This is a genomic window from Sphingobium sp. CFD-2 (assembly GCF_024611135.1).
Lineage (GTDB): Bacteria > Pseudomonadota > Alphaproteobacteria > Sphingomonadales > Sphingomonadaceae > Sphingobium > Sphingobium fuliginis.
This window is the reverse complement of the sequence record NZ_CP084405.1, coordinates 3,803,040-3,822,495: the sequence shown is the minus strand read 5'-3', so window position 1 is coordinate 3,822,495 and position 19,456 is coordinate 3,803,040. Positions and strand designations below refer to the sequence as shown.

General features: G+C 64.1%; 12 protein-coding genes, 1 tRNA gene and 1 pseudogene. 7 read left to right on the top strand and 7 right to left on the bottom strand.

Going from position 1 to position 19,456, the window contains the following annotated elements; translation table 11 throughout:
- Positions 1–435: 435 nt before the first annotated feature.
- Both LDB29_RS18935 and LDB29_RS18930 read left to right on the top strand, forming a co-directional pair.
- Positions 436–1,266, top strand: a complete 831-nt coding sequence (locus LDB29_RS18935; RefSeq protein ID WP_103000356.1) for an alpha/beta fold hydrolase — start codon at positions 436–438, stop codon at positions 1,264–1,266.
- Between the two features lie 110 nt (positions 1,267–1,376).
- Positions 1,377–2,453 (top strand): alpha/beta fold hydrolase, encoded by a 1,077-nt coding sequence (locus LDB29_RS18930; protein ID WP_226869999.1) that lies wholly within the window; start codon positions 1,377–1,379, stop codon positions 2,451–2,453.
- Positions 2,454–2,490: 37 nt separating this feature from the next.
- Here LDB29_RS18930 and LDB29_RS18925 read toward each other — a convergent pair whose 3' ends face one another.
- On the bottom strand, positions 2,491–3,462 hold the full coding sequence (locus LDB29_RS18925; RefSeq protein WP_103000358.1) for an SDR family NAD(P)-dependent oxidoreductase: 972 nt from the start codon (positions 3,460–3,462) through the stop codon (positions 2,491–2,493).
- A 56-nt stretch (positions 3,463–3,518) separates the two neighbouring features.
- Between LDB29_RS18925 and LDB29_RS18920 the strand changes: the two genes are divergently transcribed.
- Complete coding sequence (locus tag LDB29_RS18920; protein WP_257555365.1) at positions 3,519–4,478, top strand: AraC family transcriptional regulator; 960 nt, start codon at positions 3,519–3,521, stop codon at positions 4,476–4,478.
- 48 nt (positions 4,479–4,526) lie between these two features.
- Here the strand turns inward: LDB29_RS18920 and LDB29_RS18915 are convergent, their stop codons facing one another.
- Positions 4,527–5,105, bottom strand: coding sequence for a TIGR00730 family Rossman fold protein (locus tag LDB29_RS18915; RefSeq protein WP_103000383.1), 579 nt, complete (start codon positions 5,103–5,105; stop codon positions 4,527–4,529).
- Between the two features lie 67 nt (positions 5,106–5,172).
- Positions 5,173–6,387: an NAD(P)/FAD-dependent oxidoreductase gene (locus LDB29_RS18910; protein ID WP_103000360.1), complete on the bottom strand. Its 1,215-nt coding sequence runs from the start codon at positions 6,385–6,387 to the stop codon at positions 5,173–5,175.
- Between the two features lie 659 nt (positions 6,388–7,046).
- Here LDB29_RS18910 and LDB29_RS18905 point away from each other — a divergent pair.
- A pseudogene (locus LDB29_RS18905) lies at positions 7,047–7,580 on the top strand (transposase); the annotation flags it as partial.
- A gap of 110 nt (positions 7,581–7,690) precedes the next feature.
- Here LDB29_RS18905 and istB read toward each other — a convergent pair.
- Positions 7,691–8,458 carry an IS21-like element helper ATPase IstB gene (gene istB, locus LDB29_RS18900; protein WP_054944222.1) on the bottom strand — a complete coding sequence of 256 codons (768 nt, stop codon included), beginning with the start codon at positions 8,456–8,458 and terminating at the stop codon, positions 7,691–7,693.
- Entirely contained in the window at positions 8,455–9,951 is a 1,497-nt protein-coding gene (gene istA, locus LDB29_RS18895; RefSeq protein ID WP_082430708.1) for an IS21 family transposase, read from the bottom strand. Before istA ends, istB begins: the two co-directional genes overlap by 4 nt.
- Positions 9,952–9,995: 44 nt before the next feature.
- On the opposite strand from istA, the gene LDB29_RS18890 reads away from it, so the two are divergent.
- Positions 9,996–10,283: an outer membrane protein gene (locus tag LDB29_RS18890; protein WP_257555360.1), complete on the top strand. Its 288-nt coding sequence runs from the start codon at positions 9,996–9,998 to the stop codon at positions 10,281–10,283.
- A gap of 394 nt (positions 10,284–10,677) precedes the next feature.
- Here the strand turns inward: LDB29_RS18890 and LDB29_RS18885 are convergent.
- A tRNA-Glu gene (locus LDB29_RS18885) sits at positions 10,678–10,753 on the bottom strand.
- A gap of 121 nt (positions 10,754–10,874) precedes the next feature.
- A complete protein-coding gene (gene recJ, locus LDB29_RS18880; protein ID WP_257555358.1) occupies positions 10,875–12,641 on the bottom strand; it encodes a single-stranded-DNA-specific exonuclease RecJ in 1,767 nt (588 codons plus the stop codon).
- A 138-nt stretch (positions 12,642–12,779) separates the two neighbouring features.
- Between recJ and LDB29_RS18875 the strand changes: the two genes are divergently transcribed.
- Both LDB29_RS18875 and LDB29_RS18870 read left to right on the top strand, forming a co-directional pair.
- Complete coding sequence (locus tag LDB29_RS18875; RefSeq protein ID WP_257555356.1) at positions 12,780–14,870, top strand: autotransporter assembly complex family protein; 2,091 nt, start codon at positions 12,780–12,782, stop codon at positions 14,868–14,870.
- A complete protein-coding gene (locus tag LDB29_RS18870; protein ID WP_257555354.1) occupies positions 14,870–19,057 on the top strand; it encodes a translocation/assembly module TamB domain-containing protein in 4,188 nt (1,395 codons plus the stop codon). The genes LDB29_RS18875 and LDB29_RS18870 overlap by 1 nt, the downstream gene beginning before the upstream one ends.
- Positions 19,058–19,456: the final 399 nt, after the last annotated feature.

Genomic DNA, 19,456 nt, shown 5'->3' with positions numbered 1-19,456 from the left:
CGTCTCCTTGCCGTTGATGCCAAGGAGCTAGGCCGTCGAGGCATAAACGCGCGACTGTGCGGCGGTGGCAGGCCTCTAATCCCTTCGGTCAGGACGGGTTCGAGGTATCCGCTGATGCCTGATCGCTTGTCGCCAGCGCGTCCTGATCTCTCTGCCGGGAGGCACTCCACCTTCGCATAGCCTGGCCGCGCCCCCCGTATGGTCGAGAAATGGCGGGATTTCACTATTCCTGACCAGGCCGCTCTGTCCGAAATCGAACTCGCGCAGAGCTGGCGCGGTGCAGAGGAGCACAGCATGCCGCTACTTAAAGATTTCATGGTCGATCGCCGGGCATTCTGCGCCGCCGGCGGAGCTGCTGTCCTCGTGAACGGTCTGGGCTGGCCGGTCGTAGGCCTCGGCGCATCTCTAATTCACGCAAATCAAGGAGCTCATCCCATGAATTTCATTACCGCAAATGACGGCGCTCGGATCTTCTACAAGGACTGGGGTCCGCGCGACGCGCAGCCGCTCGTCTTCCATCATGGCTGGCCGCTGACCGCCGACGAATGGGACAACCAGCTGCTTTTCTTCCTCGCGCAGGGCTATCGTGTCATCGCGCACGACCGCCGTGGTCACGGTCGCTCGACCCAGACCGACACCGGAAACGAGATGGATACCTATGCTGCCGATGTCGCCGCGCTGGTCGCCGCGCTCGATCTCAAGGATGCGGTCCATATCGGCCATTCCACCGGCGGCGGCGAGGCGGCCCACTATGCGGCGCGCGCCAAGCCCGGGACGCTTGCAAAGTTGATCCTTGTCGGGGCGGTGCCGCCCGTGATGGTCAGGAAGGCCAGCAATCCCGGTGGGCTGCCGATCGAGGTGTTCGACGGGTTCCGCAAGGCCCTCGCCGAGGACCGCTCCCAATTCTACCTCGATATCGCGGCGGGGCCGTTCTACGGATTCAATCGCGAGGGCGCGAAGGTCAGCCAGGGCCTGATCCAGAATTGGTGGCGTCAGGGCATGGTGGGCAGCGCCAGGGCCCATTACGACTGCATCAAGGCGTTTTCGGAAACGGATTTCACCGAAGATCTGAAGAAGATCCAGGTGCCGACGCTCGTTATGCACGGAACGGATGACCAGGTCGTGCCATTCGCGGATTCTGCCCCGCTGTCGGCCAAGCTGCTCGCGAAGGGGGTGCTCAAGGCCTATGACGGCTATCCGCACGGTATGGCGGCTACCAATGCCGATGTAATCAACGCGGATATGCTGGCCTTCATCCGGGGCTGATGCGCAGGCCGGGGCGGATCGGCGCGTTCGTCCCGGCATGACGCTATCGTCTAGACAGAAGCGGAGATGGCAGGATGGGCATACCTGGCGGAGACGACTGGCGGCATATCTTGTATGATATCAAGCATCCGTCTCATCTGAAGGAACCGTTTGCTCCGGCCCGCTCGCGCTTCGAGCGGCGCGGCTTCCTTGCTTCCATCCTGGGCGGCACAGCGTTTCTGGCGGCAACGACCAAGCCCGTGCGCGCATCGTCAGCAGTCGTGGACGCGAGCACGCGATCGGCGGGCCTTGGCCCGCTTAAGCGGGTCCGCACCAGCACACTCGACATTGCCTATGTCGAAGCCGGGCCATCGCGCGGTCGCCCCATATTGCTGCTCCATGGCTGGCCCTATGACATCCACAGCTATGCCGAGGTTGCACCGCTTCTCGCGGCTTCGGGCTACCGGGTGATCATTCCCTATCTGCGCGGCTATGGCGCAACCCGCTTCCTCTCCGACACATCTCCTCGCAATGGTCAGCAGGCAGCGCTTGCCAGTGATGCGATCGAACTTGTCGAGGCGTTGGGTCTGGAACATCCCATTGTGGGTGGCTGCGACTGGGGCGCCCGGACAGCGTGCATTCTCGCCGTCCTTTATCCCGAGCGGGTGCGCGCGCTCGTCTCGGTGAGCGGCTATCTCATCGGCAGCCAGGCGGCGGGGGCGGTACCGCTCCTTCCCGAAGCGGAGCGTGACTGGTGGTATCAATTCTACTTCGCGACGGAGCGGGGGCGGCGGGGTTATGCGGCACACACGCATGACTTCGCAAAGCTGATATGGAAAAGCGCATCGCCCCGCTGGGCCTTCGATGAGCCGACCTTCGCACGTTCAGCTGTCGCGCTCGATAATCCCGATCATGTGGCGATCACCATCCACAACTATCGCTGGCGGCTCGGCCTCTCCGAAGGGGAGCCTCGTTATGCAGGCATGGAGGCCCAGCTTGCGCGCTTTCCGCCCGTAAATATTCCCGCCATCACGCTGGAAGGCGATGCGAATGGCGCCCCCCACCTGCGCGCCGAGGATTATCGGACACGCTTCCTGGCGTCCTATGAGCACAGGCTGATCGAAGGCGGCATAGGACACAATCTTCCGCAGGAAGCGCCACATGCCTTTGCCCGCGCGATCATCGATGCCGATGAGATGGCGGGCTGACAGTCAGGCGGAGCAATGCGCGGGGCGGCCGGACAGATCATGGAATATCATGGCCGGTCAGCAGGACGCTTTCAGTCCACAGCGCTTCGGCCGTCTCCGGATCGATCGCGAACGGGCGGACGCCAGGGCCACCAAGCTGGCCATCCGATACGACGGGCGCAATGTCACAGTCCTCGCAATAGACTCCACCAATGTCGCTAAGCTCAGGCGAAGTGGCGCACCATATCGTCGTCGCCGCGCCTTGCTGCGGACTTTTTTTGTCGCGGCTTGGGTCGACGACGGGGGATCCGTCCGCATCGAGGGCGCCAAATTGGTCGATCTCTTCGCGGGTCAGGTGCCGGGCGAGCGGGCCAAGGATGGAGCCGGGGTGAACCGAGCAAGCCCTGACCCCGCGGGTCTTGCCGCGCGCATCGAGGGCTACGGCAAAGAGCGCGTTGGCCGTCTTCGCCTGACCGTAGGCGAGCCATTTGTCATAGGCGCGATGCCGGAAGTCGAGATCGGAGAGATCAAGGCCACCGAGCTGATGCGCCCGGGAGGAGAGAACGACAACACGCGCGCCGTCCCCGCGCAGAAGTGCGGGCCAGAGTGCGGCAGTCAGCTGGAAATGGCCGAGGTGGTTGGTGGCGAATTGGCCTTCATGGCCCCGCGTATCGCGAAATAGCGGGCTTGCCATGACGCCGGCATTGAGAACCAGGAGATCGAGCGCCCCCAACTTGTCGATCACCCCGGCCGCGAAACTGTCGATCGATGATGGGTCGAGCAGGTCCATCGGGACCAGTTCCACATCCGGCAGATCCGACATCGCCTCTCGCGCTGCATCGGGATCGCGCGCCGGCACCAGCACGCGCGCTCCTTTCGAAGAAAGGATTCGCACGGTCTCCCGGCCAAGATTGGACGCCCCGCCCGTCACGATGGCGGTCTTTCCCGAAAGGTCGACGCCATTCGCGACCTCCGCAGCCGTGGTGAACGGTCCAAAGCCGGTGCCCAGGGGCTTTTGTGAAGAAGGCATTCAAAATCTCCTGTCTCAGTTGACAGGAACAATGGGAAGCGGATTGGGGATAATCCATGGCTGAAAATCCCGATTCATATAGAGATAATCCTGCATCGCTCGAAGATCCCTTGTCGCAGATACTGTCTCTCATCGATGCGCGCGCCGTTATGTCATCCGGGCTCAGGGCAAGAGGGCTTTGGGCCGTCCGGGTGGCTCCTGTGGGTGCGCTCAAATGCAACATCATCAAGGGGGGACAATGCCAGCTCGACGTCGGCGCGGCGCGGTGGGCGCTGGAAGAAGGCAGTTGTTTTCTCGTCGGTGCGAACCTGCCTTTCATCATCGGGACCGACCTCGACCGAATACCCAAGGCGGCGGAGGATGTTTTTGCCGGTGTGAAGGCCAATGATTGCGCCTGGCTGGACACAGGACCCGGGCCTGATTTTCATTGCCTCGGGGGCCGTATGGACCTTCCGGCCACCGCCGGTTTCCTGGCCGATGCCCTGCCACCGGTTATCGTGATCCATGCGGATGAACCGGCTGCCGTCCGCCTGCGCTGGCTTGTCGACAGGCTGGAGGAGGAACTCTCCTCGGGGTCCATTGGCGCGTCGGTGATGGCCGCGACCATCATGCAGATGATCTTCATCGAAATGATCCGAAACATACCTAGTGGCCAGGTTGGCAGCTGGCTTGCTGCGTTAGCCGATCCCAGGATCGGTGCATCGCTCAGGGCGCTTCATCAGGATCCGGAGAGAAACTGGCGGATCGAGGATCTTGCGAGCGTCGCGTGCCTCTCACGCTCGCGCTTTTCCGCACGATTCAGATCGGCCGTTGGCCTCCCGCCGATGGGATATCTGACAAGATTGCGCATCGCGCTCGCTCAGAAGGCGCTCGCTCAACCGGGCACAACGATTACCGCCGTTGCCGCGCGCGCCGGCTATGGTTCGGAAAGCGCTTTCGGCTTTGCCTTTCGCCGGATTACGGGCGTAACGCCGCGCCAAGTTCAGAAGCAGGCCAGCCGAGAGAAAGAGGTGTAGCGGTCACGCTCTGGTCGCTCCGAACATCCCGACGACGTGCCTTGCGGATCAGGTTTCAGTCGGCCTGATCCATTTGGTTTCGGCAGGCGCGTGATATTGCCGGATGGCGCGGAGCAAAGGGGCCGCGTCTTCCTCCACGAGCAACATCTGGCGATGCACAGCCTTCAGGAAGCCTTGCTCAACCACCTGGTCCAGAAACTCCAGCAGCCGGTCATAAAAGCCCAGTATGTTCAGGAGGGCGCAAGGCTTGGAGTGGCTTCCTAGCTGTGCCCATGTCCAAACCTCGAACAGTTCCTCAAATGTGCCAATGCCTCCGGGTAAAGCAATGAAACCGTCCGAAAGATTTGCCATCAGAGCCTTTCGCTCGTGCATGGAATGCACGACACGCAGGTCGGTCAGGCCAAGGTGAGCGACCTCCTTGTCTACCAACGCTTGCGGGATGACTCCCGTCACCCGACCGCCCTCAGCGAGTACAGCGTCGGCAACGGCACCCATCAACCCGACGGCGGCTCCACCATAGACAAGCTCGATGGAATTGCGGGCCAGCAGCCGGCCCAGCGCCGTCGCAGCACCTTGATATTCCAGCGAATATCCATGGCTCGACCCGGAAAAGACACAAATTCGCATGAATGGTTCCAGCTTCAATTGTCTGTGGAGGGCCGGCCGGACGCTCCACCCGACCGGCCCGGGATTTTCAGAAATCGACCGTGCGGGCGTCATAGGCATTCTGGAATGCAGCTTGCCGCTCTGCTGCCGGCGGGTAGATCCACACCGCGTTGATATCCATTTTGACTTTCTTGGCGTCAGCGCCTGTAAGTTCCACCCTCCGGGGCGCCCAGCCTCGCGTGAAAATGGCAGTGTCGGGACCGAGATCGAGACAGACGACGTAGGCAGGTTGATCATAGGCAAGCACAGGCTCGCCAAGAAGATCGGCTGCGGCGTTGTGGCCAGCGAAGGAACCCAGTCGACGTGCGTGTTGACATGACATCACCGAGAAATGGCCGTCCTGGTCCGTCGCTGCTTTCGCCGTATCGCCTGCGGCGAAAATGTGCGGATAGCCAGGTACACGCAGATCGGCATCGACGAGAATGCGTCCGAGATTATCGCGATCGGCGGGTAATTGAGAGGTTAGCGGCGACGCGCGCATGCCCGCTGACCAGATCACGGTGCCCGCCTCGATTTGATCGCCATTCTCGAGCGTGACCCCATCTGCATCGATGCGGGCAATGCCCGAGCCGAGCACCGTTTCAACACCGATATCGCGTAGCCGGGTCTCGATATAGGGGCGCGGTTCGGCTCCCATATCCGGAGCGACTACGGGTCCTCGCTCCACGATGACTATGCGCACTGGTTCGTCCCGACCGAGAATCTCTCGGAGCCGATCCGGCATTTCGGTCGCCACTTCTATTCCGGTGAACCCTCCGCCGCCGACCACCACGGTATTGCGGGCTGGCGAGGAAGGCTTGCTCGCAAGAGCATGCAGATGCTTGTCGAGTGCCATCGCGCCTTCGAGATCTGTCACGTTGTGACCAAATTCGGAAAGACCAGGTATGGGGGGCTGAAAACCGTGGCTCCCTGACGCAATGATCAATCGGTCGTAGGACAGGCTCGAGGACTTTCCATCCGCACCCGTTACCGTGACCGTTCCGAGCTGGGCGTCAAGCCTGTCCACGGTCCCGGAATGAAAGCCGATGTCCGTCGATGCGAACAACTCGCCCAGCGGCGCGACCATCGTTTCCGGGCTACGTTCGTAGAGGCGCGGCCGAACGACCAGCGCCGGTTCCGGAGAAATCACAGTGATTTTCATGTCGTCGGGCGATGCACCCTTTTCATCACGCAAGCGCGCGGCCGAAAGTGCGGCCATGAGACCGGCGAAACCGGCTCCAATGATAACAATATGCTGTGCCATGCGATATCTCCTAGTGAGCAGCGACGGTGAATCCCTGGCTTCCGCGGGTCGGCTACGACAGAACCTGGAAGCTGAAGGAAGGATCGCGAACGCCTCGCCGGTCCGCTATCGTGCGGGAGACTAGCAGCTGCACGCCAATGGCTATGCCGATCTATCCTTTGGAACAGAGCCGTGAGCCTCCTGAAGCGTAAAGGGCAGTGCAGGTCAGAATATTCTCACGAAAGGTTCAGGCACTTGGCGGATCGACGAATATGTTCGCCGCCGCCTCGCACGACCGTTCGTCGGTCCGGGTATCACGGCCGCCGGGACTGGGAGCAGACAGTGATCGCCTGCGAAGCCCGAACCGGCGACCGCCTGAAGAATGGATCTGTTGGTCGGTTCGCAATAGCCCCGAAGGCCAAAGCCTATCGTGTAATGCAAGCAGCGCGACAGCCAGCATTTCTCGCTCGAGTGGTGAAAGTCGCATGGCGATCGTCACGAGCGTGACAAGGCCGTCGAGGTTAGCGTCCGCGCTCGTGGTGTAATTTCTGGTGTAGATTGAGATGATCGCATGGGGTGGGGCATGCCCCACCCCATGCGATTTCGATCTCGGTGGCCACCGGGCTCATCGGTAAGGTGGAGTTACCACACTTCACACGCCCACCGAGGAGTTGATCCCGATGACCGACGACAGACTACCGCTTGCCGAGCTGATGGCGAAGACTGGAGATGGAGATTTCCTGCGCACGATCGCCGAGAGCGTATTACAGATCATCATGGAGGCCGACGTCGATGGCCTGGTCGGCGCTAGCCGACACGAGCGCTCCGGCGACCGGACGACCTGGCGGAACGGCTACCGCGACCGCAGCCTCGATACCCGGCTCGGCACGCTCAACCTGAGGATTCCCAAGCTACGGACCGGCGCCTACTTCCCTGGCTTCCTGGAACCCAGGAAGACCGTCGAGAAGGCGCTGGTCGCGGTGATCCAGGAGGCGTGGATCGCCGGCGTCAGCACCCGGCGTGTCGACGAGCTGGTGCAGGCCATGGGCATGACCGGCATCTCCAAATCCTCGGTGTCCAAGCTGTGCAAGGATATCGACGAACGTGTCCATGCCTTCCTTAAGCGGCCGCTCACCGGCGACTGGCCCTACCTCTGGCTCGATGCTACCTACCTCAAGGTGCGCGAGGGCGGGCGGATTGTCAACGGCGGAGTAAAAGTCGGCCATTGGGCGGCGCAAAATCAGGCCGGGTGATCCGTGTGCTGGCGAGCGCCGCGAGGGCGTAGCCCGAGTGGGGGTCGCCAACACACGGATGGTCTTTTCTGTCAGGGGTTGGAGCGTGCCTTGCGCGCCTGGCTTTGGGCCAGACGATAGCTCTCTCCGTTCATCTCGAGTATGGAGACGTGGTGGGTAAGCCGGTCGAGGAGCGCGCCTGTCAGGCGCTCGGAGCCGAACGTTTCGGTCCACTCGTCGAACGGCAAGTTGCTGGTGATCAGCGTCGAGCCGCGCTCGTAACGCTGCGAGATCAGCTCGAACAGCAGTTCCGCGCCGGTTTTCGAGAGCGGCACGAACCCCAGTTCATCGATGATGAGGAGCTTGTATCCGGCCATTTGCTTGTGGAGGCGCAGAAGGCGGCGTTCGTCGCGTGCCTCCATCATCGCGCTGACCAGCGCGGACGCGGTGGTGAAGCCGACCGTCAGGCCCTTCTGGCAGGCGGCAAGGCCGAGGCCGATCGCCACATGGGTCTTGCCGGTTCCCGAGGGACCAAGGGCTATGACGTTCTCGCGGCGGTTGATCCAGTCGCAGCGTGCCAGTTCCAGCACCTGCATCTTGTTGAGCTTGGGGATCGCGGCAAAGTCGAAGCTGTCGAGGCTCTTGGCGGCCGGGAACTTCGCAGCCTTGATCCGGCGCTCGACCATCCGGCGTTCCCGGTCGATCAGCTCCAGTTCGACAAGCCGGGCAAGGTAGCGGACGTGATCTGCGCCCTCGGCCGCGCATCGCCGGGCCAGCTTGTCATGCTCGCGCAGGAAGGTTGGTAGCTTGAGCGTCTTGAGGTGGCTGGCCAGTAACAGCTCGGGGGACGGACTGCTCATGCCGCATCCTTCGCATCGCCCGAGAGCAACTGCATGTAGGAGCGCGCCGATGTCGTCTCCACCCTGGCTCTGGGCAGATAGGGATAGATCGCCATGTCCAATCGGGGTGGTCGGCGCTCCACCCGGCACAGCAGGAGATGCTTCACGGCATCAAAGCCGATCGCCCCGATATCGAGAGCCTGCTTTACGGCCGCATGCAGATCGGCAAGCGTGAAGCTCTCCAGCAGACGCAGCACCTGCACATACTCGCGCCGACCATGCTTGCCCATACGAGCTTCCATGAGGCGGCGCAGCGTTGCAAACGCTTCGGGCAGGTGCCAGCCTTGCAGGGGCGCTGCCTGATCGAGCGCATTGATCTTCTGTTCGATCAGGGGAAGGTAATGGATGGGATCGAAGATCACGTCCTCGCGCTCGTAGCTGCGCACATGACGGGCAATGACCTCGCCCCGGCAGCCGATCACCACCTCGCCGACATAGCCCCGGATCCATACCTCCTGATGGCCGAAGCGCACCGGCACCGAGTAATCATTGGTCCGGTAACGCACCAGCGCCTGCGACGAGACCTGGCCGCTGGTCTGGTCACAAGCCTCGAACGGGGCAGCCGGCAGTTCCTGCATCGCCGCCAGATCGCGCTTCAGCCTCTCGCCGATCGTCTCGCTCTCGCCCCGCAGCCGGTCGTTCTGACGCTTGCGGCATTGCTCCTCGAGCCACAGGTTGAACGCCTCCCACGTCGCGAACCGGGGGATCGGCACCATGAAGTTGCGGCGAGCATAACCGACCAGCCCTTCAACACTGCCTTTGTCGTTCCCCCTGCCGGGACGGCCGTAACGATCGCGGATCAGGTAATGCGACAGGAAGCCGCTGAACAGCCGGGCGCGCTGCCTCGTGCCGTCGGGCAGGATCTTCGAGACCAGGCAGCGGTCGTTATCGTAGACGATCGACAGCGGCACCGCGCCGAAAAACGCGAAGGCGTGCACGTGGCCGTCCATCCATGCCTCGGCAACGGCAGCGGGATAGGCGCGCACGTAGCAGGCGTCGCTGTGCGGTAGATCGAGCACGAAGAAATGCGCCTTCTGCACAACACCGCCGATCTCGACCATGGCCTCACCAAAATCTGCCTGGGCATGGCCGGGCGCATGCGCCAGCGGCACGAACATCTCCCGGCTGCGCTGCTCGCGCTGTCGGATGTAATCCTTGATGATCGTGTAGCCGCCGGTGAAACCGTGCTCTTCGCGAAGGCGGTCAAATACCCGCTTCGCCGTATGACGCTGCTTGCGCGGAACCTGACGGTCACCATCAAGCCATGCATCGATGATCGGAACGAACGCTTCCAGCTTGGGCCGCCGCACCGCCGCCGTCCGGCGGTAACCGGGGGGCTCCGAATACGACAGCATCTTGCGGACCGTGTCGCGCGATACGTTGAAATGCTTCGCCGCCTCACGCTGGCTCATGCCGCCCGCGCAAGCAAGACGCACCTTCAGGTAAAGATCCACGGTATATATCTCCACGCCCTCCCTGCTCGCGCAAAGAAGGCAAAGTGGACGACTTTTACGCCGCCCGCAGCAGCACTTCGCCGCCGCCACCGTGGTCTAATTTTGCACCGCCGTTCTCAAGCAACGCCCGTGTGCGTACGACCGCGACAGTGGATTCCAAGCGAATCTCTTCATCTGACAACCTGGATGGCTGGATGATCGGCGGTGGCGCCGAGAGACTGATCACCGATCACATATCGGCCCGCCTGGAGTACCGATATTCTGATCTTGGAGAAGGGCCGAGCAAATTCGACCGCCATCAAATCTTGGTGGGCGCCGCTTATCGTTTCTAATGTCCATTTGGAGCGCGGCGGAAATCCTGGGGATGGGGAGCCGCCGCGTTCGATGGCACTATTGGGAAGATCAACGGCCTAAACACAGGTCAACGAATGTTGGCGTGGGGCTCTCAGTCATCAAGAATATTATGCTCCGACGAAAGGAGCTTTCGCAGTATATTGCTGGAACTTCTCAGTTGGAATTGGACCATACCTTGCGATCAGATGGTGTCGCGATAGGAACCGAAAACGCGGCCGTTCAGGAGAAGCAGATCAGAAATATGATCGATTCTGTCCTAGGACGTTCTGAAGCATACCATTAAACCCCACGGAAAATGTGGGAACGCTTGTGGTATCGGTTTCGGGTACTTTTTAATTTATCACACAAAATCAATGCTATAAATAGCTTGACTGGTGACCCCTACGGGAATCGAACCCGTGTTTCAGCCGTGAAAGGGCCGCGTCCTAGACCGCTAGACGAAGGGGCCACATGCAGGTCCGCTTGGGCGTCGCTGCGAAGCGAGGCGGGCATTAGGCGGTGGCTCCGGAACGGTCAACCCCCTTTTCGTCATGAAAAGAGCGCGGGGCGAAAATTTGCCGATCCGCTTCTCAATCGGCCCAGGCGGCGTCCTCCAGATGCAGTTCGGCGGCAGGACGGGGGCCCCAATCGTCGATCTTCGCGCGGCCCGCTATCCACAGGCGCCGGTCGCACGGCGCGCCGAGAATGGCCTGGCCCAGATCGGATTCCGCCTGGCGGAAGGCGATGGTCTTGATCGACCGGCCATCGTCGCCCGCCATGATCGCGCGCAAATGGCCGTTGCCGACGACATCGGCCTTGACCACCCGCATCGGGCCGGAGGCGATGAGCGGCGCAGGCCACCCCGCCCCATAGGGCCCGCCGGCGTCGATGGCGGCGACGAAATCCGGATTGACCCCCGCAGGCGCCAGCACGGCGTCGATCAGCAGCGCCCGGTCGTCCCGCGCCCTCGCGACGGCGTTGGCGAGCCGTTCGTCGAGGAAGTCGGCCAGCGCATCCACCTTGTCCCCCGCGACCGTCAGGCCCGCCGCCATAGCATGACCACCACCCGCGACCAGCAGGCCGCTATCCTTCGCCGCCAGGATCGCCGCGCCCAGATCGACGCCGGAGATGGAGCGGCCCGACCCCTTGCCGACGCCTTCCTCATCCAGGGCGACGACGATGGCGGGGCGCCCCGCCTTCTCCTTGATGCGCCCGGCGACGATGCCGATCACGCCGGGATGCCAACCCGCGCCCGACACCAGCGCCACCGCCCGATTGCCCTGCGCCGCGAGCAGTTCCTCCGCCTCCGCCTGCACCGCCGCCTCTATGGCGCGGCGTTCCTCATTGAGCCGGTCCAGCTCCTGCGCGATCTTCGCCGCTTCCGCCGGATCTTCGGTGATCAGCAGCCGCACCCCCAGATCCGCCTTGCCCACGCGCCCGCCCGCATTGATGCGCGGGCCAAGCGCGAAGCCCAGATCGTGGCACAGCGGCGCCCGCGTCAGGCGGCTGGCGTCGATCAGGGCGGAAAGGCCGATATTGCGCCGCTTCGCCATAATCTTCAGCCCCTGCGCGACGAAGGCGCGGTTGAGGCCCTTCAGTTGCGCCACATCCGCCACCGTGCCCAGCGCGACGATGTCGAGCAGTTCCATCAAGGGCGGCTCGGCACGCCGGTCGAACCAGCCGCGTCTGCGCAGCACGCGGATCAATGCCGCACCGAGCAGGAAGGCCACGCCCACGGCCGCCAGATGACCGTGCGCCGCCGCTTCCTCCGCTTCGTCCAGGCGGTTGGGGTTCACCAGCGCCAGCGCCTCGGGCAGGGCGGCGGCGCATTTATGATGGTCGACCACCACGACATCGACTCCTGCCGCCTTCGCCATGGCGAGCGCCTCGAACGCCTGCGCGCCGCAGTCCACCGTGACGATCAGCGTCGCCCCCTCGCCCGCCAGCCGCACCAGCGCCTCGCCGGAGGGGCCGTATCCCTCCATCAGCCGATCGGGAATATAGGGCCGCGCCGCCAGCCCCAGATCGCGCAGCAGGCGTATCAGCAGCGCCGCGCTGGTCGCGCCGTCGACATCATAATCGCCGAAGATGCGCACATCCTCCCCGCGCACCACCGCGTCGGCCAGCCGTTCGGCGGCGGCGTCCATGTCTCGGAACAGGCTGGGGTTGGGCATGAAATGGCGGATGGTGGGGTTGCGGTGCGCCTCCACCGCCTCACGCGGGCAACCGCGCGCCAGCAGCAATTGCGTGACCAGATCGTCGGGCCGATAACCGGGATCGCGCCCGTCGCCATTGCCCCCGCGCCACCGCCAGGGCTGGCCAAGGATAGAGCGGGTGATGTTGAGCGCGATGGTCATGCCGCCGGTCTAGACCGGTTGGGATTCGGAGGGAAGCACCTGCCTTCATGACGCAAGCGGAACCGAAGCAACCGCTTGCGCGTATTGGCTGTTCGCGCCCTGCACGGGCGAAGGACAAAAGGGGCAAAGCGGGTTTCCATGGGTTCAAGGCAGAAGCGGGTCCGGCGAGCCTTGGGTCTGATGATGATGGCGGCCTCTCCCCTCCCTCTGATGGCGCAGACGCCTTCGCCGCAACAGCAGGAAGAACCGATCCTGCCCGACAGCGAGTTCGAGGCGCGCCTGCCCAAGACGGGGGAAACGCCAACGGGCACCGGCGCGCCGCTGCCCTCCATAGATCAGTGGATCGACCAGCAGATGCCCGAAGCCGGCGCGGCGCAGCAACTGCCCCCGGCGGTCGAGCCGCGGGAGGAGCGTGAACTGGCCCAGCCGCTGCCGCCGCTCGACAGCGTGCAGGTGCCGACGCAGGTCGCGACTGACGGCAACCCCGATGAAAAGACCCAGGCGGTGCGCTATTCGGTGGCGTTGGAGGGCTTCGGCAAGACCGGGCTGGAGCCGGCGTTCCGCGATTCCTCCGCCCTGATCGACGGCGGCGGCAAGGCCGACACGGCGGCGATGGTGCAGGCCCGCGCCCATGAGGATGAGGCGCTCGCCATAAGGCTGCTCTATGCTGAGGGCTATTATGATGCGACCGCGCTCGCATCGCTCGACCAATCAGGCGACGGGGCGTTGAAGGCCGTCCTCTCGGTCACGCCGGGCAAGCGCTACAGGATCGGGGACATCGTCATCAACGCCGGGCCGACCGTGCCGCCCGGCCTGATCCGCGACAGCCTGCCGCTCAAGACCGGCGACTATATCGTCGCGGCGGCGGTCGAGGGGGCGGAGGCCAATGTCGGCGTCAAGCTGCCGGAAAATGGCTATCCCTTCGCGAAGGTCGGGCAGCGGGACATATTGCTCGACCCCGCGACGGTGACGGGAGACTATACCCTGCCAGTGGAGACGGGCCCGCGCGGATCGTTCCGGGGGATCACCACCACGGGCGAGAAGCAGGCCTTCGGCGCCGATCATATGAAGGTCATCAGCCGATTCAGGCCGGGCGAGCTTTACGACAGCCGCAAGGTCGACGACCTTCGCCGGGCGCTGGTGGCGACGGGGCTGTTCTCCAGCATCTCGGTCGATCCGGTCAGGACCAGCGAGCCGGGACCGGACGGCACAGAATATGTCGACCTGGAAGTCGCGCAGGAGGCCGGCAAGCCGCGCACGCTGGCGGGCGAGCTGGGCTATGGCACCGGCCAGGGCTTCCGCGCGGAGGGAACATGGACCCACCGCAACCTCTTCCCGCCCGAAGGCGCGCTGATCGCCAGCGTGATCGCCGGAACGCAGGAACAGGGCGCGTCGGGCACCTTCCGCCGATCCAATGCGGGCAAGCGCGACAAGACCTTCCAGACCGGCATCACGCTCAATCACCAGAATTACGATGCCTATGAAGCCTATACGGCGGGTCTCAACATCGGCTGGTCGCGGCAGTCGACGCCGATCTTCCAGAAGCGCTGGACCTACAGCTATGGCGCGGAAGTGCTGCTGACCAACGAACAGGTGGTAGTCGATCCGGCGACGGCGGACAAGACGCGGCGGACCTATTTCATCGGCGGCCTGCCGGTGCAACTCGGCTATGACCGGTCCAACGACCTGCTGAACCCGACCAGAGGTTTTCGCGCCAATCTGCGCGCGGAACCGGAAGGATCGTTGCAGGGCAGCTTCTCCCCCTATCTGCGCGCGACATTCGACCTCACCGGCTATTATCCCTTGTCGGACAGCCTGGTGATCGCCGCGCGCACGCGGGTCGGCACGATCAGCGGGGTGAAGCGCGACGATGTGGCGCCCTCACGACGGATCTATGCCGGCGGGGGCGGATCGGTACGCGGCTATGGCTATCAGGAACTGGGGCCGAAGGACGCGAACAACGATCCGATCGGCGGCCGGTCCGTCAATGAATTTGCGGTCGAGGGCCGCTACCGCTTCGGGGACTATGGCGTGGTCGCCTTCGTCGATGCGGGCCAGGTCTATGAAAGTTCCATGCCCCAATTTTCCGACATCCGGTACGGCGTGGGCGTCGGCGGCCGCTTCTACACCAATTTCGGTCCCTTCCGCGCCGACATAGCCATGCCGATCAACCGGCAGCCGGGCGAATCCAAATTCGCGCTCTATATCGGCATCGGACAGGCATTCTGATGGCCGAGGAAACCGCCACCGTCGTCGTCAGGCGTCCCCTCTGGCAGAAGATCGTCCTATGGGTCGTCGGGCTGGTCGTCGCCCTGATCGTGCTGGTCGCCGGGCTGCTGCTGTTCCTGAACACCCAGCCGGGCAAGAAATTCCTGATCCGACAGATCGCCGCGCTGAAGCTGGAATCCGGCATGGGCATATCGGTCGGCCGGATCGAAGGGTCGATCTACAGCGACATGGTGATCCACGATCTGGTGCTGCGCGATCCCAAGGGGCCGTTCGCCGCCTCCCCGCGCGTCCATGTGGTATGGAGCCCGTTCCGCTACATCGACAACCATATTTCGGTGCGGCTGCTGGAAAGCCCGCTGGTGGTGCTGGCGCGCAGCCCGCAGTTCAACGTAACGAAAAGCGATCCCAATGCGCCGATCTTGCCCGACCTCGACATCGACGTCGATCGGCTGAAGATCGCGAGGTTCCTCGTCGCCAGGCCGGTGATCGGCCAAAAGCGGGAGATCGCCATCGACGGCGTGACCCATATCGCGGACGGCCGCGCCATATTGTCGGCCAATGCGGTGGTGGATAGCGGCGACCGCCTGCAGGCCAATCTGGACGCCGTGCCCGCGCAGAACCGCCTGTCCATGAAGGGCACGCTGACCGCGCCGAAGGGCGGCGTCATCGCGGCGATGAGCGGCCTGACCGACGGCTTCACCGCGACGCTGGACGGCCGGGGCACGTGGCAGGCGTGGAACGGGCGGCTGGTCGCGACGTCGGGCAAGGGCGAGTTGGCGAATATCGCGCTGGCCGCTCGCGACGGCAATTTCACAGCCAGGGGCCCGCTGCGGCCCGGACTGGTCTTTGCGGGGACCGTCGACCGGCTGACGACGCCGTCGCTTGACGTCGACCTGTTCGCGGGCCTGAACGAGCGGCGGGTGAACCTCAAAGGCTCGCTGAAATCCCCTGCCCTGTCCGCCACCGCGCAGGGTCTGGTCGACCTTGGCCAAAGCCGGTTCAGCGCGCTCAGGATCGACGCCGCCCTGCTCACCCCCGGCGCGATCATGGAGAAGGTGAAGGGCCGCGATGTGCGCGCTTCGGTGATCCTCGACGGGCCGATGGCGACGCCCTTCATCGACTATGACATCACGGCGAAGCATATCGCCTTCGACGCCACGGGGATCGAAAATCTGAAGGCCGGCGGGCGCGCCGTGATCGACGCCGACCGCATCCGCATTCCGGTAAGCGCCACCGCCAGCCGCGTCACCGGCCTCAATGCCGCGGCGGGCGGCCTGCTCAACAATCTGCGGGTGAAGGGCGACTTCGCCTATGCCGCGGGCAAGCTCATCAGCGACAATCTGAAGATCGACAGCGACCGGGTGGACGCCACCGCCATCGTGCTGGCCGACATGGAAAACGCCATCTATCGCGGGGCGCTCAAGGGCCGGGTCAACGACTACAGGATCGACGGCGTCGGCATCGTCAATCTCAACACCGATGTGAAGCTGGTGCCGGGGCCCCGGGGCGGCTTCGGCCTGTCCGGCCGTTTCGGCGTCCGCACGGCCCGTTGGGAGAACGCCTCCGTCCGCGATTTCTTGGGCGGCAATGCCGTCGCCTCCGCCAGCATCGGCATGACGCCGGAGGGGAAGTTCACCCTCACCGGCCTGAAAGGCGCGGCGCCCAATTTCCGGATCCACAGCGGTTCGGGCAGCTATGATACCGACGGCCGGATCGCCTTCGACGCCAGGGCGACGTCCAACCAATATGGCCCGCTGGCGCTGACCGTGCGCGGCACGATGGAGCGGCCCAATGCCGTGCTCCGCGCCGCCCGGCCCAATGTCGGCGTGCAGCTTTACGACGTGGTGGCGAAGCTGAATGGCGAAGCGGCGGGCTATCGGCTCGAAGCCACGGGCGGGTCCGCCTATGGCCCCTTCTTCGCCAATGTGCTGATCCGCACTGCCAGGGGGCCGCTCACCATCGACATAGCAAGGGCGCGTTTCGCCGGCATCGACATGAACGGCCGCGTGCAGCAGAGTGCCGCCGGTCCCTTCACCGGGCAACTTGCCATGAACGGTTCCGGCATCACCGGCGCGGTCCGGCTGATGGCGGTGGGCAAGGCGCAGGGCGCGCAGTTGAGCGCCACCGCCAGCAATGCTAAACTGCCGGGCGAAGCGGATGTGGTGATCGGCCGGGCGCTGATCACGGCGAACATGGTGCTGACCGAACAGCCGCAGATCAACGCCGACGTGCAGATGGCGAACGCCGCCTATGGCGACTATATCGTGCGCAAGGCGCGCGGCCGGATCGACTATCGCGGCGGACGCGGCCGGGCTCAGTTGGTCGCTGACGGATCGACCGGCGTGCCCTTCTCCATCGCCATGAACGCTGCGTTGCGCCCGACGCTCTACGCCGTCGCGCTGGAGGGACGGGCGAGCAACATCCCCTTCCGCTTCGCCCGGCCTGCCATCATCCGGATCGAACAGGCGGGCTATCGGCTGGAGCCCGCGACGCTGGTGCTGCCGCAGGGCCGGGTCGACCTGGCGGGGCGCTTCGGCCGGCAGACGGCGATGCAGGCGCGGTTCAAGGATTTCGACCTCGCCATCGTCAACATGGCCTCACCGGGATTGGGAATTGGCGGGAAAGCGACCGGCACGCTGGATTTCGCGCAGAATGGCTCCGCCTTCCCCACCGCGACCACGCGCCTCGCGATCAACGACTTCCGCCGCTCCAGCCTGACCGCCGTGTCCGATCCGGTGTCGATGGCAATCGAGGGCAAGCTGTCGAACGCAGGCGGCGACATGCGCGGCCTCATCCGGCGCGGCAATGCGACGCTGGGCCGTTTCGTCGCGACGCTGGCGCCGCCGGGACCCGGGGCGAGTTGGGCGCAGCAATTGCAATCCGCGCCCTTGGGCGGCGGCATCCGCTATGCCGGGCCGGCCGATGTGCTGTTTTCCTTCGCCGGGCTGGCCGACCAGCAATTGACGGGGCCGATCGCCGTAGCGGCGGATTTCGGGGGGCGGCTGATTGCCCCGCGTCTCAACGGGCTGGTCCGCGCGAATGCCCTGACCTATGAGAATGAGACCTTCGGCACGCGCGTCACGCAGATGCGGCTGGATGGGCGCTTCACCAATGACCGGCTCGACCTGCGCGACTTTTCCGGGCGGGCAGGCGAAGGCACGGTGCAGGCCAGCGGCACGGTGGGGCTGGCGGCGGAGAGCGGCTATCCGATGAACATAGCCGTGAGGCTGAACCGCGCCCGCCTCGCCCGCAGCGAAGCGATCACCAGCGTGGTCAGCGGCACGCTGGCCATCACCAACAGCCCAGCCAATGGCGGCCTGATCAGGGGCGACCTTTCGCTTCCGGAAACGCGCTACCGCGTCGCCTGGCAGGGGGGCAGCGACCTTCGCCAGTTGACGGGCGTGCGCCGCAAGGGCGAAGGGACCGACCTGCTCGACCAGCGCCTTGCGGCACGGCAGGCGGCCGCCAGGCCCACCCCATGGAAGCTGGACGTGCGCGTTCGCGCCGATAACGAAATCTATGTGACCGGCATGGGCCTCGATTCCGAATGGAAGACGAACATGCGCGTCACCGGCACCGCGAACGATCCGCGCGTGGTCGGCAAGATCGAGGTGATACGCGGCCGCTACAGCTTCTCGGGCCATCAGTTCGATCTGGAGCAGGGCATCATCACCTTCAACGGACCGATGATGAATCCCACGCTGGCGATCCGCGCCGAAACCCGGATCGACGATGTGACGGCAGGCATAGCGGTGGGCGGCACGGCGCAACGGCCCGACATCGCCTTCGTTTCCACGCCAACGCTGCCGCAGGACGAGATATTGGCGCGCATCCTGTTCGGGGACAATGTGGCGAACCTGTCGGCCACCCAGGCGATCCAGTTGGCGGCGGCGCTCAACGGTCTGCGTGGGGGCGGAGGCGGACTCAATCCCATGGGCAAGCTGCAAAATGCGTCGGGCGTCGACCGGATCGGCATCGTCGGCGGCGACGAGGCGACGGGGCGCGGCACTTCCCTCGCCGTCGGGCAGCATATCTCCAACAACATCTATGTGGAGGTGATCACCGATCCCAAGGGTTTTACCGCCACCCAGCTCGAAATCTCCCTGTCCAAGACGCTCAGCCTTTTGTCGAAGACCGGCACCAATGCGGGTTCCTCAGCCAATCTGCGCTATTCGAAGGATTATTGACGCCATCAGCAGTCGGATGGAAATGTCCGGGGGCGAGTTCAAGGGGCGACTTTGCTGGATGCTTGAGGGCGGGAAACCGGGTCTGAATGCAGGGCGAGATTCCTGCGATTCACCACGCTCCTGAAGGCATGAGTCCAGGTCTCTCTCATCTATCACGGCAGCGTCTGGCTTGGGTTCTTATGAGGCACTTGTCTGTTTCGAGGAACCTTTGCAGGGGCGCGGAGTGTTGGACGGCAGCATGACCAATCATCACCCAACGCCTCTGCCCGCAAAGAGAATTCCATGGATAGGACATCCCATCCGGACACCCGGGCCAAAGGTAAAAGGCCCGCTGCGCCAGTCGCGCAGCGGGCCTTTTCAGTGCGTGAAGCGGCAGGCGGGCAGAGCCGCGCTGGAGCC